Origin of the sequence: Vibrio cincinnatiensis DSM 19608, from assembly GCF_900167345.1 — a bacterium.
GTDB lineage: Bacteria > Pseudomonadota > Gammaproteobacteria > Enterobacterales > Vibrionaceae > Vibrio > Vibrio cincinnatiensis.
In genome coordinates this window covers 51080-66440 of the sequence record NZ_FUXB01000010.1, presented here as the reverse complement: position 1 = coordinate 66440, position 15361 = coordinate 51080, and the positions used below count along the sequence as shown (strand labels likewise).

16 protein-coding genes are annotated in these 15361 nt (G+C 43.9%); 9 read left to right on the top strand and 7 right to left on the bottom strand.

Translation table 11 applies throughout. The features are described from left to right. Positions 1-10: 10 nt before the first annotated feature. From lptD to apaH, 6 genes are all read left to right on the top strand, one after another. Positions 11-2362 (top strand): LPS assembly protein LptD, encoded by a 2352-nt coding sequence (gene lptD / locus B5D54_RS10550; RefSeq protein WP_078926521.1) that lies wholly within the window; start codon positions 11-13, stop codon positions 2360-2362. Between the two features lie 46 nt (positions 2363-2408). Beyond that, on the top strand, positions 2409-3704 hold the full coding sequence (surA, locus tag B5D54_RS10545; RefSeq protein ID WP_078926520.1) for a peptidylprolyl isomerase SurA: 1296 nt from the start codon (positions 2409-2411) through the stop codon (positions 3702-3704). Continuing rightward, positions 3694-4686, top strand: a complete 993-nt coding sequence (gene pdxA, locus B5D54_RS10540) for a 4-hydroxythreonine-4-phosphate dehydrogenase PdxA (RefSeq protein ID WP_078926519.1) — start codon at positions 3694-3696, stop codon at positions 4684-4686. Before surA ends, pdxA begins: the two co-directional genes overlap by 11 nt. Positions 4687-4698: 12 nt before the next feature. After that, a complete protein-coding gene (gene rsmA, locus B5D54_RS10535) occupies positions 4699-5505 on the top strand; it encodes a 16S rRNA (adenine(1518)-N(6)/adenine(1519)-N(6))-dimethyltransferase RsmA (RefSeq protein WP_078926518.1) in 807 nt (268 codons plus the stop codon). A gap of 64 nt (positions 5506-5569) precedes the next feature. After that, entirely contained in the window at positions 5570-5950 is a 381-nt protein-coding gene (gene apaG, locus B5D54_RS10530; RefSeq protein WP_078926517.1) for a Co2+/Mg2+ efflux facilitator ApaG/CorD, read from the top strand. 10 nt (positions 5951-5960) lie between these two features. After that, positions 5961-6776: a bis(5'-nucleosyl)-tetraphosphatase (symmetrical) ApaH gene (gene apaH, locus B5D54_RS10525; RefSeq protein ID WP_078926516.1), complete on the top strand. Its 816-nt coding sequence runs from the start codon at positions 5961-5963 to the stop codon at positions 6774-6776. Positions 6777-6779: 3 nt separating this feature from the next. Here apaH and folA read toward each other — a convergent pair whose 3' ends face one another. The 6 genes from folA to rplU all read right to left on the bottom strand — a co-directional run bounded on the left by folA (position 6780) and on the right by rplU (position 10682). Further along, positions 6780-7280: a type 3 dihydrofolate reductase gene (gene folA / locus B5D54_RS10520; protein ID WP_078926515.1), complete on the bottom strand. Its 501-nt coding sequence runs from the start codon at positions 7278-7280 to the stop codon at positions 6780-6782. 37 nt (positions 7281-7317) lie between these two features. Next, on the bottom strand, positions 7318-7791 hold the full coding sequence (locus tag B5D54_RS10515; protein WP_078926514.1) for a threonine/serine exporter family protein: 474 nt from the start codon (positions 7789-7791) through the stop codon (positions 7318-7320). A gap of 2 nt (positions 7792-7793) precedes the next feature. Beyond that, positions 7794-8555: a threonine/serine exporter family protein gene (locus tag B5D54_RS10510; protein WP_078926513.1), complete on the bottom strand. Its 762-nt coding sequence runs from the start codon at positions 8553-8555 to the stop codon at positions 7794-7796. 150 nt (positions 8556-8705) lie between these two features. Beyond that, positions 8706-9878, bottom strand: coding sequence for an Obg family GTPase CgtA (gene cgtA, locus B5D54_RS10505; RefSeq protein WP_078926512.1), 1173 nt, complete (start codon positions 9876-9878; stop codon positions 8706-8708). A 214-nt stretch (positions 9879-10092) separates the two neighbouring features. After that, entirely contained in the window at positions 10093-10350 is a 258-nt protein-coding gene (gene rpmA / locus B5D54_RS10500) for a 50S ribosomal protein L27 (RefSeq protein WP_078926511.1), read from the bottom strand. A gap of 20 nt (positions 10351-10370) precedes the next feature. Next, positions 10371-10682, bottom strand: a complete 312-nt coding sequence (gene rplU, locus B5D54_RS10495; protein WP_078926510.1) for a 50S ribosomal protein L21 — start codon at positions 10680-10682, stop codon at positions 10371-10373. Positions 10683-10953: 271 nt separating this feature from the next. On the opposite strand from rplU, the gene ispB reads away from it, so the two are divergent. Next, positions 10954-11925, top strand: a complete 972-nt coding sequence (gene ispB, locus B5D54_RS10490; protein WP_078926509.1) for an octaprenyl diphosphate synthase — start codon at positions 10954-10956, stop codon at positions 11923-11925. Between the two features lie 82 nt (positions 11926-12007). Here ispB and mdh read toward each other — a convergent pair whose 3' ends face one another. Then, positions 12008-12940, bottom strand: coding sequence for a malate dehydrogenase (gene mdh / locus B5D54_RS10485; RefSeq protein ID WP_078926508.1), 933 nt, complete (start codon positions 12938-12940; stop codon positions 12008-12010). Positions 12941-13266: 326 nt separating this feature from the next. On the opposite strand from mdh, the gene argR reads away from it, so the two are divergent. Beyond that, entirely contained in the window at positions 13267-13737 is a 471-nt protein-coding gene (gene argR, locus B5D54_RS10480; protein WP_078926507.1) for a transcriptional regulator ArgR, read from the top strand. A gap of 335 nt (positions 13738-14072) precedes the next feature. Beyond that, the gene (locus B5D54_RS10475) at positions 14073-15041 is read left to right on the top strand and encodes a TAXI family TRAP transporter solute-binding subunit (protein WP_078926506.1); all 969 of its coding nucleotides are present in this window, start codon (positions 14073-14075) and stop codon (positions 15039-15041) included. The last annotated feature ends 320 nt before the right edge of the window (positions 15042-15361 follow it).

Genomic DNA, 15361 nt, shown 5'->3' with positions numbered 1-15361 from the left:
GTACAACTCGATGTCACGTTTTTCCCGCACGTTTTTAGCCGCTTCCATTAGCGCCGCGCTCTTTGCGCCACAGACTCAAGCAGAAGCCACGGTGGATAAAAGTGTGCAGGAACTGCCCACTATCGATCAATGCTTAGTTAACCAACCTGAATCGGAAAATCCGAACGCACAGCCTATCAATGTCGAAGCGGATAAGCTAGAAGCAATTAGTGGTGAACGAGCAACCTATTCAGGTAATGTAGTGGTCGTTCAGGGGCAGAAACAGATCCATGCCAACAGTGTAACCTTACATCAACAAGACAACATTGTAATTGCAGAAGGCAACGTTAAATTTAGTGACGGCCAAGTAAAAACAACCTCAGATCGCGCCACTAATAACTTAAATACGGATCAAATGACACTGGAAAATACGCAATATCAATTCCTATGTCAGCCCGGCCGAGGACATGCTGCTTACATTTCCAAAACGGGGAAAGCCGTGTATGAAATTGAAGATGGCTCCATCACTTCGTGTCCTGAAGGAGATAATGCTTGGCGGCTTCGAGCATCCAGTATCGATGTCGATCAAAATGAAGAACAAGCCACGTTTTATAACCCTCGTTTAGAAGTGCAAAATATTCCTATTTTCTATTTGCCTTACCTTACGGTTCCCATTGGAGATACACGTAAAACAGGTTTTCTTTACCCTAGTTTTTCATACGGTTCACGTGATGGTTTTGAAACCGCAATACCGTTTTATTGGAATCTAGCGCCAGACTATGACCTAGAAACGACGGTGCGTTATATGGAAAACCGTGGAACGCAATTGAATACACTTTTTCGTTATCTGACAGAATTTGGCCAAGGTGATATCAAAGCCGAATATTTACCCGATGATAGCCTACACCCAGAAAAAGGCGATCGCTGGGCTTTCCAATACAAACACAGTGGCATTTATCAGCAAGCATGGAAATTTGATTTCGACTACTCTCGGGTGAGTGACATTGAATATTTCTCAGACCTCAGCTCTGGTGTGGGTCATCGTGAAGATGGGCAACTGATCCAACAAGGGCGAGTCTCTTACCGGAGTACGTCATGGGATGCTTCATTGTTGGCTAGAGATTTTCAGGTATTAACCACCGGAGATAACCAACCCTATCGATTAATGCCTCAAATTGCTTTTAATTACTATGCTCCCGAAGTGTTACGCTACCTAGACTTGGATCTAAAAAGCCATATTTCCCGCTTTGAAACTGATGCATCTGGCAAACCTTCAGCGACTCGTGTTCATATCGAACCTGGCATCGCCATCCCTATGGGTAACACTTGGGGCACATGGACAACCGAAGCTCGCGTTCTTGGCACATACTATAAACAAGACTTAGCTGGCGTAACCAGTAGTGATTATCAAGATCTTGAGGAAGAAGTAACACGAGTTATTCCTGAGTTTAGAAGCCACGCAAGCATTATTCTTGAACGCGATACGGTGGTCTTTAATAACTATACTCAAACGCTGGAACCACAAATTCAATACTTGTATGTCCCCAAAGAAGATCAAAAAAAGATAGCACTGTATGATACAACGCTATTACAAACCGACTACTATGGTTTGTTCCGTAGCCGTAAATACAGCAGTGTTGACTATATCGCTCCGGCCAACCAGATCAGCTATGGTGCATCCACTCGTTTCTTTGATGATCAATATAAAGAACGGTTAAATATCGCCTTTGGACAGATTTTTTATCTAGATAAGAGTCTAAAAGCCAGCAATTTATCAGAGCCAGAAGCGGAAGAATCGCAAAGCAGTTATTCCGCTTGGGCGATAGAAATGGACTTTAACTATGATGACTACCTCTTCTATCATGGGGGGATTCAGTACGATGTCGATACCAGTGCCATGCAGTTAGCCAATAGCACGTTAGAATACCGTTTTACGGATGGTTATCTACAAACAAACTACCGCTACGTCACTAAAGAATATATTGAGAACACGGTGGGAGATACCATTCCCGTAAACCGAATTACTAAAGAGGGTATCTCACAAGTTGGCTTACTCGGTGGTTATCGACTCACCTCAAAATGGCAGGTGAATGGACAATATTTTTATGATACGACCACGAAAGAAGCACTCGAATGGTTAGTGGGTTTACGCTATACCTCTGACTGCTGGTATATGGGTTTTGCTTATAGTAACCAGCTAAAAAGTTGGAAAGGTGATTTCATTACTGATCCCCATGCCAGCCCTGAATATGAAAATAACTTTAGTTTTAATATTGGTATTATTGGCTTTGGTACAAATGTGGGATCTAGTGAAAGTATGACCAGTACTAAAGGGTCAAGTAACTCACTCGGCTATGGCCGCCCTTTCTTTTTGAATAACTAATGACGAGCCTAGCTTGTTAGGCTCATCGATTTTGATAGGACATGGAATGAAATTGTGGACCCCCGCATTATGCACGTTAGTCACTTTACTGGGCACAACCTCCTTACTCGCTCAGCCGATTGAATTAGATCGTGTCGCCATTATCGTCAATAGTGGCGTTATTTTACAAAGTGAGATTGATAGTGCGCTATTAACGGTTAAAGCCAATGCCAGACAAAACCAACAACCCCTTCCATCAGAAAATATATTGCGCGAGCAAGTGAGCGAGAAGTTAATTATTGAAGCTCTCCAACAACAAGAAGCGGATCGCATTGGGGTACGCATTGATGATAACCGTTTAAATGATGCCATTGTAGAAATCGCACATAATAATCAGAAAACACCAGAACAGCTTCGAACATCCATCGTAGAAGAAGGGTTAACCTATGCTGAATTCCGTGAACAAGTTAGAAAGGAAATCGCGGCCAGTGAAGCTCGAAATGCGTTAGTTCGTCGCCGAATTAACATCATTCCCGCAGAAGTGGAAACGCTGGCTGAATTACTTGCCCAAGAAACCAATGCAACCGTTCAGTATAAAATTAGTCACATTCAGCTACGCTTTAACGAAGGGCAAGAAAAAGCACAGGTTGAAGAACTGGCCAATAAACTGATTGAAGAACTCAATAATGGCGCGAATTTCAGCACCTTAGCACTCACTTACTCCAAAGGTCCAAAAGCGCTACAAGGGGGTGATTGGGGGTGGATGCGAAAAGAAGAGATGCCGACGATTTTTGCTGATCAGATAAAAATGCAGAATAAAGGCAGCATCATAGGCCCATTTCGTAGTGGTGTCGGTTTTCACATTCTAAAAATCGACGATGTAAAAGGGTTGGAAACCGTTGCGGTAACCGAAGTGAATGCTCGTCATATATTGGTCAAACCAACCATCATCTTAAGTGATGAAGGGGCGCAGAAACAGTTAGAAGAATTTATTCGCCGCATTCATGCTGGTGAAGCCACTTTTGCGGAATTGGCCCAACAATACAGCCAAGATCCCGGTTCGGCAGCACAAAATGGTGAGCTAGGCTATCAAACGCCAGATCTCTACGTACCTGAATTTAAACACCAAGTTGAAACACTCGCAGTAGGAAGCATTAGCCAGCCTTTTAAAACCGTGCATGGATGGCATATTGTAGAAGTGCTTGATCGCCGTAATGTCGATCGTACCGATGCCGCTTTAAAAAACCGCGCCTACCGTATTTTGTTTAACCGAAAATTCAATGAAGAAGCCAGCGCTTGGCTACAAGAATTGCGAGCTGCCGCTTTCGTAGAAGTTTTACAGGACACTCAAGATGACGATTAAACGTATTGTTGTCACCGCTGGAGAACCTGCAGGTATCGGCCCGGATTTGGTGCTTGATCTTTCAAAAGAGAATTGGCCTCATCAAGTCGTGGTCTGTGCAGATAAAGCCATGCTCATGCATAGAGCTCAGCGTTTAGGCATTCCTGTTGAACTTATTGACTATGACCCAACCCAAGCACCTAGCCCTCAACAAGCCGGTTCTTTGGTCGTAGAACACATAGCGTTAGCTGAAACGGCGATTCCAGGAGAGCTCAACGAAGCCAATGGTCATTATGTACTAAAAACATTAGAAAGAGCCGCTTTAGGCTGTATGAATAATGAATTTGATGCTATTGTCACCGGCCCTGTACATAAAGGGGTGATTAACCGAGCTGGTGTGGCATTTAGTGGTCATACTGAGTTTTTTGCCGAGCAATCAAATACGCCGCTGGTGGTCATGATGCTGGCAACAGAGGGGCTTCGTGTCGCTTTGGTCACAACGCATATCCCGCTCGCTTATGTATCTAAAGCGGTCACTTCTGAACGGTTAGAAAAAATTATTCATATTCTCCACAAGGACTTAGTTGAGAAGTTTGCGATTGAACAACCCACGATCTATGTCTGCGGTCTCAATCCACATGCGGGAGAAGATGGTGTTCTTGGTCACGAAGAGATCGACACCATAACCCCAACCTTGGAAAAACTGCGTCAGCAAGAAGGTATTAATCTGATCGGGCCTTTGCCTGCCGATACCATCTTTAATGACAAATATTTACAGCAAGCTGATGCCGTATTAGGCATGTATCATGATCAAGTACTACCAGTGTTAAAATATAAAGGTTTTGGGCGTTCAGTTAACATTACTTTAGGCCTACCTTTTATTCGCACCTCAGTTGATCATGGTACCGCATTAGATCTTGCCGCAAGTGGCCAAGCCGATGTGGGCAGTTTTAGAACCGCTCTCGCTCAGGCAATTGCACTTGTTGATAAAAGCACGCAATAATTCGAGAAAACTATGAGAAATGATGTCCATTTAGGGCACAAAGCGCGTAAACGTTTTGGTCAAAACTTTCTAAACGATCCTTATATCATTGATGGTATCGTTTCTGCGATCAACCCTCTTCCCGGTCAAAACTTGGTTGAAATTGGGCCAGGTTTAGGAGCCATCACTGAACCCGTTGGCCGTGAAGTTGATAAGTTCACGGTCATTGAGCTTGACCGTGATTTGGCTGAGCGGTTACGCAACCATCCTGATCTGGCTGAAAAACTCACCATTCATGAAGGCGATGCCATGCGCTTCGACTTTAGCCAACTGGTTCGGCCCAACAATAAGTTACGAATTTTTGGAAACTTACCCTATAACATTTCCACGCCATTAATGTTTCACCTATTTGAATACCACAAAGATATTCAAGACATGCACTTTATGTTGCAAAAAGAGGTGGTTAATCGCTTAGCTGCAGGCCCAGGAAGTAAAGCCTATGGCCGATTAACCGTTATGGCGCAATATTACTGCAAAGTTGTGCCAGTATTGGAAGTACCACCAACGGCTTTTGTTCCACCACCTAAAGTGGACTCCGCGGTAGTTAGGCTCGTTCCTTATGAACAACTTCCGCACCCGACGACGAGTTTAAAATGGTTAGATAGAGTCGTACGAGAAGGCTTTAACCAACGACGTAAAACCGTACGAAATTGCTATAAAGGTTTACTGAATGATGAGGCTTTTGCTCACTTAGAAATAAATGCCAGCATGCGTCCAGAAAACCTCACGCTGGCCCAGTTTGTTGCCATGGCTAACTGGCTTGATGCTCACCATGCTTAAAAGAGTAAGGATGGTAAACACCATCCTTATTTTCTTCGCCTTGATAGAAGAATAAGGAGGGCTTATGGATACTTCCCAACCTTGTATTACCATTCAAGTCCAGACCAAATACATCGCTGAACAGTCTGAACCTGATTACCACCGTTATGTCTTCGCTTATTTAATTACCATCCGCAACCTAAGTAGTGAAACCGTACAGTTGACTCGACGTCACTGGCTAATCACCGATTCTAATGGCAAACAAATGCATGTCGAAGGCGAAGGGGTAGTTGGAGAGCAACCGATCATTGCGGCAAATGATGAATACACATACAGCAGTGGTACTGCACTAGAAACGCCCGTTGGCGTCATGCAAGGACACTATACATTCCTCAATCATGCGGGTGAGACTTTTATCACGGAGATTGAGCCTTTTCGTTTGGCTATCCCTAACGTATTAAATTAATGGAGCAGTTGTGGCTAACTATATTGTCGGTGATATACAAGGGTGTTTGGATGAATTACAGCAGCTTCTTAAGCAAGCTCATTTCACCCCCCCAAAAGATACCCTATGGTTAGCTGGGGACTTGGTAGCTAGAGGCCCGAAATCACTAGAAACCTTACGCTTTATCAAGCAGTTAGGAGGAGCGGCCAAAGCCGTATTAGGTAATCATGATTTGCATTTATTAGCCGTCGCACAAGGCATTCACCCCGTTAAAAATAAAGACAAAACGTTAGCTATTTTTGAAGCTGATGATGCCGACGAATTATTGAGCTGGATTCGCCAACTTCCATTACTACTAGAACATCCTGAATTTGTTCTCACTCACGCAGGGATATCCCCTCAATGGGATTTAGCCACAGCGAGAGCAGCAGCACAAGAAGTCGAGCAAGTGCTACGCAGCCAACGTTGGTCATGGCTATTAGCTAATATGTATGCCAATACCCCTGATCTCTGGGATGAACAATTACAAGGCATTGATCGCTATCGCTATATCATTAACGCTTTCACTCGTATGCGATTTTGTTTTTCTGATGGACGATTAGATATGGCCTGCAAACTCCCTCCAGCACAAGTGAGTGAAGGGGATTTAATGCCATGGTTTACTTTGCCACAACGCATTCCACTGGAGAAAACCGCACTCTTTGGCCATTGGGCGGCACTTGAAGGGTATGCAGATGAACAAGTGATCGGTTTAGATACTGGCTGCGTATGGGGAGGCCCTTTAACCATGCTACGCTGGGAGGATAAACAATATTTTCAGCAGCCAGCATTAGGCAAGAAGTTCTAGGTTCTAGGTTCTAGGTTCTACAAACTTACGCTCTAAAATAGTGAAGTCCATTGAATAGGCGTTTTTCTCATCCGCAGAATAGTGCTCACGGTAACACTCATACCAATCCTCTCCCCAATCGGGGAACAGAGTATCTCCGGCCAACTGAGCATCAATGTGGGTAATATACAGCTTACCTGCATAAGGTAGGCATTCAGCATAAAGACTTCCACCACCAATAATCATCACTTCAGGTACCTCCCCTGCTTTCGCCAATGCGGCTGCCAGTGAAGAAACCACCGCCACACCTTCAATCATCAAGTGAGGATCGCGGCTAATAACAATATTTGGTCTTCCCGGTAGTGGGCGTCCAATCGATTGATAAGTTTTTCGCCCCATAATCACAGGCTTTCCCATAGTGCAGCGCTTAAACCAAGCAAAATCAGCCGGTAAATGCCATGGCATTTGATTATCTTTACCAATCACTCTCTCGTTGGCCATCGCGGCGATCATACTGATCATCATCTACTTATCCTCTTCTTGTTCAAGCGCTGTGTTGGCACTATACGATAGGTTTACGCCGGTAGAATAACAGCCCAGGAACCGCAAGGCCAACCGCTAACCCCCCAATAATGAACATGGCCTTTAAAAAGTTTTCCATTAAGGCCCCCAGCAATTCAGGGGTAAAACCTAAATGATTAATCTCTACCATGGCGATCATCGCCTTATACGCAAAAACACCGGGTACCATTGGAATTAATGCCGCAACGGTAAACACTTTGGGATGCGCTAAAAAACGGCGAGACCACTGCACACCAATCATACCAACAAGCGTTGCAGCAAAAAATGTCGCCCACTCAATAGGAATACCAAAGTGCATCATAAGGTAACGAGAGCCGTGACCAATCGCGCCCCCTAATGCACAATATTTTAAGGCAGGAACCGGTACATTGAAGACAAGAGCAAAACCGACCGCAGGAATAGAAGCAAACAACATATCGTTGAGTAATCCCCAAAAAAGTGACCATGTCAGCATACTTACCACCCCCAAATTCCGGTTACACTCATTGCTGCGATAATGCCCAAACTCGTGGCAAACGTCAGCAAGCTCGCCATCACAAAGCGAGCAATTCCCATATTGATATACCCTTTAAGCATGTCTGCAACCGCATTTATCAGAGGAAAACCGGGAACAAGCATCAACACAGACGATGCCATCACCAGCGTAGGTTTATTTCCCAGTTGATACATCACAGCTTGTGCAGAAATAAGCGAGGTAACAAATGCCGTCGCTGCAAAGTTGAGTAATGGATTAAATTGACGATGACCAATTTCTTGGCGAACGATCATCCCTACCGCCGAGGAGAGAAAAGTCATGGCAAAAACCATCCAATCCCCCCCCGCTAAGCGACTAAATGCGGCACAAGAAAAGCCTATCATAACCACGACCAGCCAGCGGTTATAACGCTCAGGAGTGATTTGGTTCAGCTTATCCTGAGCCATTTTGTGATCTAATAAACCTTTCTCCATCAAGATACAGATCCGCTGGATTTGAGTCACCACTCGCATATTAATCCCTCGATCAGCACAACGACGAGCTGTTGTAATGCAGTGCTGTTGATACACTGTTGTGACGACTAAAGAGCTGGCCGATAGTGAAATTTCAACTTCACTCATACCTGATGCCAAGCCCATTCGGCGCATAATATCCCCGATTAACGTGCTTTCAGCACCATGAGCTTGTAGCATTTGCCCAGCTTGGGCAATTAAACGAGAAACAGCCCTTTGTTTAGATGTCATGATTCCTTTCCTAACGACCTAGAGAAATAATCGTTATATTTTGCAATAATTTTCACCACAACAACATGATTTAGAATATAAAAAAGCCGCAATCGAAATTGCGGCTAGATTATTTTCAGGATTTAACAAGCTCACGATAATGTTCAGGAATTACTCTCGAACATAGATAACATGTCCGTCATCTTCTTCGTCATCCCAATCGTCCCAATCATCATCGTCTTCAGTCACCACATCACGACCTGCCATTGCATCTTTGTGGTAATCATCCCACATAAACTCAACTTTCTGTTCCGCCGACAATGCTTCCTGCTCACGAGGAAGCGTTTCCATAAAGTCAGCGAGCTTCATGCATAGCTCTTTGGTTCCTTGACGATTAATCGCAGAAATTTTGAAATATTGATCTTCCCAGCCCAATGCATCAAGTACATTTTGGATGATCTCATCGGCTTCATCTTCAGGCATCAAATCGACTTTATTAAACACCAACCAACGAGGTTTTTGAGCCAACTTCTCACTGTAGTGCTCAAGCTCGTCCAAGATCGTAAGTGCATTTTGCACAGGATCACTTTGATCAATCGGCATAATATCGATCATGTGCAACAACACACGGCAGCGTTCCAAGTGCTTCAAGAAGCGAATCCCCAAACCCGCGCCATCCGCAGCACCTTCAATCAGCCCAGGAATATCCGCGACAACAAAACTTTTTTCCGGTACAACACTCACCACCCCCAAACTTGGGATCAAAGTCGTAAATGGATAATCTGCGACTTTCGGTTTTGCCGCTGAAACAGCGCGAATAAAGGTCGATTTACCCGCATTCGGTAAACCAAGCATACCCACATCAGCCAATAGCAAGAGCTCTAGGCGAATTTCACGAACTTCACCTTTTGTACCCATCGTTTTCTGACGAGGTGCTCGGTTGACTGAAGATTTGAAGCGAGTATTACCTAGCCCATGCCAGCCACCTTTAGCAATCATGACTTTTTTGCCATGTTCAGCGACTTCACCAATCACTTCATTTGTGTGAATATCGACCGCACGAGTACCAACAGGAACGCGTAAAACCTTATCTTTACCTCGTTTACCCGTACAATTACCCCCACGCCCATTCTCACCACGTTCAGCTTCATAGAAGCGCTGAAAACGGTAATCGATCAATGTATTGAGGTTTTCATCGGCGACCATATAAACATCGCCACCATCGCCACCATCACCACCATCCGGGCCGCCCTTGGTAACGAATTTTTCTCGCCAGAAGCTAACAACACCATTACCACCATCGCCGGCCTGAACTTTTATTACCGATTCATCAACGAATTTCATTTCTTACTCCGCATTACTTGCGTGCAATATCATGGGATACCCATGATATCTATTTTAGCAGAAACCTAAGAGAGATGGGCAACACCCCCCTTTGCTGCTTAGGAACACATAACAAGCCACCCATGGATTCATAGATGCCGTGTTATCTGCTCTATCTATAAACAAAAAACCCTACCAAAATGGCAGGGCTTTTAAATTCAGCGAGAAACTAAACTTATTCAGCTTCGATGCTAACGAATTTACGGTTCTTAGGACCTTTAGTCTCGAACTTCACTTTACCATCAGATAGAGCGAATAGAGTATGATCTTTACCGATACCTACGTTATTACCAGCGTGGAACTTAGTACCACGTTGACGAATGATGATGTTACCTGCTAGTACAGATTCACCACCAAAACGCTTAACACCAAGACGTTTACTTTCTGAATCGCGGCCGTTACGAGTAGAACCACCAGCTTTTTTGTGTGCCATTGTTAAACTCTCCTAATAACTTAAGCGTTGATACCAGTGATTTTCACTTCTGTGAACCACTGACGGTGACCTTGTTGCTTACGAGAGTGTTTACGACGACGGAACTTAACGATTTTAATTTTATCGCCACGACCATGTTGTACCACTTCAGCAGTCACTTTACCGCCCTCAACAAGAGGAGCACCAACTTGAATTTCTTCACCGTTAGCAACAAGAAGAACTTTATCAAATTCAACTGTCGCACCAGTTTCAACGTCTAATTTCTCTAAACGAAGAGTTTGACCTTCGCTTACACGGTGTTGTTTACCACCAGATTGGAAAACAGCGTACATATTTTACTCCGCTCTTTCCGCACAGCCTATGCTTATATTTTGAGCAAAAAGGGTGTGCGCTAAACTAATCATCAATAGGGCGCAGATTCTACGTGAATGAGGCCTCTATGACAAGCCATATTTAAAAAAATTTGGCGAAAAGCTAATCGCCAAACAAAAGTGGCGCAATCATGCCTTTAAGCCATGTATTAATCAATATTTTTTAGTGTATTATTCAATAATTCACGATGAACATAATGCCTTACAAGCTCTAACTTCAGCCGGATTTATAATGGATTTTAAAGCTATCCAATCGCTTACTGCCGATGACATGGCAAAAGTGAATGAAACGATACTTGCTCAGCTCAATTCTAATGTCTCTCTCATCAACCAACTGGGTTTTTATATTGTCAGTGGTGGAGGCAAACGCCTTCGTCCTCTGCTCGCTATTTTGTCGGCTAAAGCGCTAGGCTATCAAGGTGAAGGGCATACTCTTGCCGCCGCTTTTATTGAGTTTATTCATACTGCAACCTTACTGCACGACGATGTTGTGGATGAATCCGATATGCGCCGAGGTAAAGCGACAGCAAATGCCATGTTTGGTAACGCCGCTAGTGTTTTAGTGGGGGATTTTATTTACACCCGATCATTTCAGATGATGACAGAATTAGGATCCATGAAGATCCTCAAACTCATGAGTCACTCAGTGAATGTGATCGCAGAAGGTGAAGTGCTGCAGTTGATGAATTGCAATGATCCTGAAACCACTGAAGAAAGCTACATGCAAGTTATCTATTCTAAAACGGCTCGTTTGTTTGAAGCCGCCACCCAGATCGGTGCAATATTGTGTGATGCGCCACCTCAGGTTGAGCAAGCGCTACAGAATTACGGTAAATACCTAGGTACCGCTTTCCAGCTGATTGATGATGTGATGGATTACACCGCAGACGGAAAAGAAATGGGCAAAAACGTTGGCGATGATTTAGCCGAAGGAAAGCCAACCCTGCCCTTACTGCATGCAATGCACAACAGTGTAGGAAAACAGTCGTTGATGATAAGAGAAGCGATAGAGCAAGCAAATGGGATGGATAAGTTAGAAGAGATTCTCGCTACAATGCAACAAGCCGGCTCTTTAGAATACACCACAGCGAAAGCCCAACAAGAAGCCGATAAAGCCATTGCTGAGCTGGCCATTTTGCCAGAAAGTGACTATAAACAAGCCTTGATAACTCTGGCTCACATGGCTGTACAGCGCAGTAAATAAGACTTTCTGAGAAATATTATCTTTGTCACATAAAAAATGCCGCTATCGTTAAGCGGCATTTTTATTACGGCGAGATATTCGTTTATTTAACGAACTCAACACCGATTTCGATATCTTTGTTCAGCGTTTCAAGCATTCCATCAAGAGCCGCTTGCTCATACTCACTAAGCGGACCATAGCTGAGTATTTCTTCTACGCCATTTTTGCCTAATTTCACCGGCTGTGCGAAAAATGGAGCGTGTGCACCATCACCTTCGACATAAGCGTATTCAATTACCGATTCGCCCTGCAGGGCTTTAACTAAAGAAAGGCCAAAACGACAAGCAGCTTGTCCCATAGAAAGCGTTGCTGAACCACCACCCGCTTTCGCTTCTACAACTTCAGTGCCCGCATTTTGAATACGTTTAGTCAGGGCTTCAACTTCTTCAGCCGTAAACTCCACACCTTCCACTTGAGAAAGTAGCGGTAAAATCGTGACACCAGAGTGACCACCAATAACCGGGACGCGCACGTCACCAGGATCTTTATCTTTGAGTTCGGCAACGAAGGTTTCAGAGCGAATGACATCGAGGGTTGTCACACCAAAAAGTTTCGCTTTATTGTAAACACCGGCTTTCTTCAAAACTTCCGCTGCAATCGGTACGGTTGTATTCACTGGGTTAGTAATAATGCCCACACAAGCGTTTGGACAAACCACCGCGATACGTTCAGCTAACGATTTAACAATGCCCGCGTTCACATTAAAGAGATCCGCTCGATCCATACCCGGCTTACGAGCGACTCCGGCAGAAATAAGCACCACATCGGCCCCTTCTAATGCAGGTGTAGGATCTTCCCCCGCATAACCTTTAATAGACACGGAAGTAGGAATGTGACTTAAATCTGCTGCAACGCCAGGGGTGACTGGCGCAATATCATAGAGGGCAAGATCTGAACCAGCAGGAAGACGATTTTTCAATAACAGAGCTAGGGCTTGACCGATGCCGCCTGCGGCACCAATAACAGCGACTTTCATCGTAGATCTCCTTGAGAGTGAATCTCTTATAAATGTTTTGGTAGGGTAGGTTTATCCGACCTCAAAAAACTATAGCAAGTACAACTTGATTACAATCAATTAACTTCAGCTTTGCGACTTTGCGCAATTCCCCGAAGCCGAGCTACAGCTTAAGGTACGATTATGGGGTTATTATTAATGAATAACAAAAGTTTATCCCCTATCTAAACCAAAATAGACAAATTTTACAGTGACCTTTTAGACAGTTTTGTATGATAATTTGCTACTCAAGCATCAGCTATGTGAGAATATGCCTCAATGGTTGATTCAGCGAACGTAAGAGAACAATGCGCCATATGGATAAACAAGATAATTTAGTTCGTACTTTTAAAGCTCTGCTCAAAGAAGAGCGATTTGGCTCTCAGAGCGATATTGTTGATGCCCTAAAAAATGAAGGGTTTGACAATATTAATCAGTCAAAAGTGTCACGAATGTTGACTAAATTTGGGGCAGTTCGTACTCGTAATGCAAAAATGGAGATGGTTTACTGTCTTCCGGCAGAACTCGGAGTACCGACAGTATCAAGCTCTTTACGTGAATTAGTGCTGGATATTGATCATAACAATGCCTTAGTAGTAATTCATACTGGGCCAGGGGCTGCTCAACTGATTGCAAGATTACTGGATTCTTTGGGTAAGTCTGAAGGGATCTTAGGCGTGGTTGCTGGTGATGATACGATTTTCATTACACCAACGCTCAATATCACGACAAAGCAATTATTTACTTCTGTGTGTGAGCTTTTTGAATACACAGGTTGAATAATATCATCCAGCATTGACAGCATAGAACGCTGAAGGGTCACTTTAAATTCGTGACCCGAGTCACATTTCAAGTAAGTTATCAGCAAACCCTACTCTCTACCGAACCCCTTAATCATCAATCAGTTATCTTAATTGCCTCTCATCTAGAACCACTTATCTCCTTTATTGATTTCATTATATTATTTTACAAATCTATAATTACTTTGCCATTTCTTGCTATTATTCCATCACTTTTTCGGTATATGGATTGAAAAAGCTACGATTTCTCGATGAAGAAACGCCGAATATTCTCCAGTGAATTTTCGGACAATAACAAAAAGGAAGGGACATTCATGGTATTGAATAAACTCATTAAGATCGGTGCAATTGCGGCTGCGGTTATTGGAAGTAGCGCAGCTTACTCTCAGGAATTTATTACCATTGGTACAGGGGCTGTAACTGGCGTTTACTACCCAACAGGTGGGGCTATTTGCCGCCTAGTGAACCGCGACCGTCAAGAACACAATATTCGCTGCTCGGTAGAATCCACGGGGGGTTCCATATACAACGTCAACACGATGCGCAGTGGTGAACTGGATTTTGCTATCGTCCAATCCGATTGGCAATATCATGGTTACAACGGTACGAGCCAATTTTCTGAATTGGGTCCTTACAAAAAACTACGGGCGATGTTCTCTTTACATACCGAACCTTTTAATATCATCACTCGTGCTGATTCTGGTATTAACAATGTTAAAGACCTTGAAGGAAAGCGGGTCAATATTGGTAACCCAGGCTCTGGTGACCGCGCAACCATGCAAGTGGTAATGGATGCCTTTGGTTGGACCAATAATAGCTTTAGATTAGCATCAGAGCTTCGAGGAGCAGAACGCTCACAAGCCCTGTGTGATAACCGTATTGATGCCTTTATTTACATGGTTGGTCACCCCAATGGTGCTATCCAAGAGGCCACCACATCCTGTAATGCGAAACTCGTTTCTGCAACAGGCCCAGAAGTGACGAAGATTGTTACAGAGCGCCCTTACTATGCTTACAGTACCATTCCTGCTGGAATGTACCGAGGCACAGACAATGATGTCACCAGTTTTGGGGTTGCAGCAACATTAGTCACTAGCACCGATGTTTCTGATGAAGTGGCTTATAACGTGGCCAAAGCCGTATTTGAAAATTTTGATACCTTTACTCGTCTTCACCCTGCATTTGCTAACTTGAAAAAAGAAGATATGGTTCAAGCAGGCCTTTCTATTCCATTGCACCCAGGTGCTGAAAAATATTACAAAGAGGTTGGTTTACTGAAATAGGCGCGTCGACATCATTTGTCACTCCGCCTTTGGTGGTGATATCCAAAACATTTTGGGTACTGACTAAGCAACCCGAGAGTCCCCATGCTCAGAGACTGAGTATGGGGATAACTAACCAATGATATCCCCATAAAGGCGCTTTATTTCAGCGTTAGCAAGCAGTTCTCACCCTATGATGATATAAACCAGAGAAAAGCAACTAAGCGGAACTCTGTATGAATAAGTAGGATGACTTTTTACAAAGTCCTCTCTCCTATCATTTGCTCAGCTTATCACAACATAACCTAGTGCTAGGCGATAAACCAATCGGTATCGCTTGC

Coding starts and splice junctions, on each gene's coding strand:
- cgtA (WP_078926512.1), bottom strand. CDS start 9,878: ATGAAATTCGTTGATGAATCGGTAATAAAAGTTCAGGCCGGCGATGGT.
- ispB (WP_078926509.1), top strand. CDS start 10,954: ATGGATTTTAAAGCTATCCAATCGCTTACTGCCGATGACATGGCAAAA.
- surA (WP_078926520.1), top strand. CDS start 2,409: ATGAAATTGTGGACCCCCGCATTATGCACGTTAGTCACTTTACTGGGC.
- rsmA (WP_078926518.1), top strand. CDS start 4,699: ATGAGAAATGATGTCCATTTAGGGCACAAAGCGCGTAAACGTTTTGGT.
- B5D54_RS10515 (WP_078926514.1), bottom strand. CDS start 7,791: ATGCTGACATGGTCACTTTTTTGGGGATTACTCAACGATATGTTGTTT.
- folA (WP_078926515.1), bottom strand. CDS start 7,280: ATGATGATCAGTATGATCGCCGCGATGGCCAACGAGAGAGTGATTGGT.
- argR (WP_078926507.1), top strand. CDS start 13,267: ATGCGCCATATGGATAAACAAGATAATTTAGTTCGTACTTTTAAAGCT.
- apaG (WP_078926517.1), top strand. CDS start 5,570: ATGGATACTTCCCAACCTTGTATTACCATTCAAGTCCAGACCAAATAC.
- lptD (WP_078926521.1), top strand. CDS start 11: ATGTCACGTTTTTCCCGCACGTTTTTAGCCGCTTCCATTAGCGCCGCG.
- mdh (WP_078926508.1), bottom strand. CDS start 12,940: ATGAAAGTCGCTGTTATTGGTGCCGCAGGCGGCATCGGTCAAGCCCTA.
- rpmA (WP_078926511.1), bottom strand. CDS start 10,350: ATGGCACACAAAAAAGCTGGTGGTTCTACTCGTAACGGCCGCGATTCA.
- B5D54_RS10475 (WP_078926506.1), top strand. CDS start 14,073: ATGGTATTGAATAAACTCATTAAGATCGGTGCAATTGCGGCTGCGGTT.
- pdxA (WP_078926519.1), top strand. CDS start 3,694: ATGACGATTAAACGTATTGTTGTCACCGCTGGAGAACCTGCAGGTATC.
- B5D54_RS10510 (WP_078926513.1), bottom strand. CDS start 8,555: ATGACATCTAAACAAAGGGCTGTTTCTCGTTTAATTGCCCAAGCTGGG.
- rplU (WP_078926510.1), bottom strand. CDS start 10,682: ATGTACGCTGTTTTCCAATCTGGTGGTAAACAACACCGTGTAAGCGAA.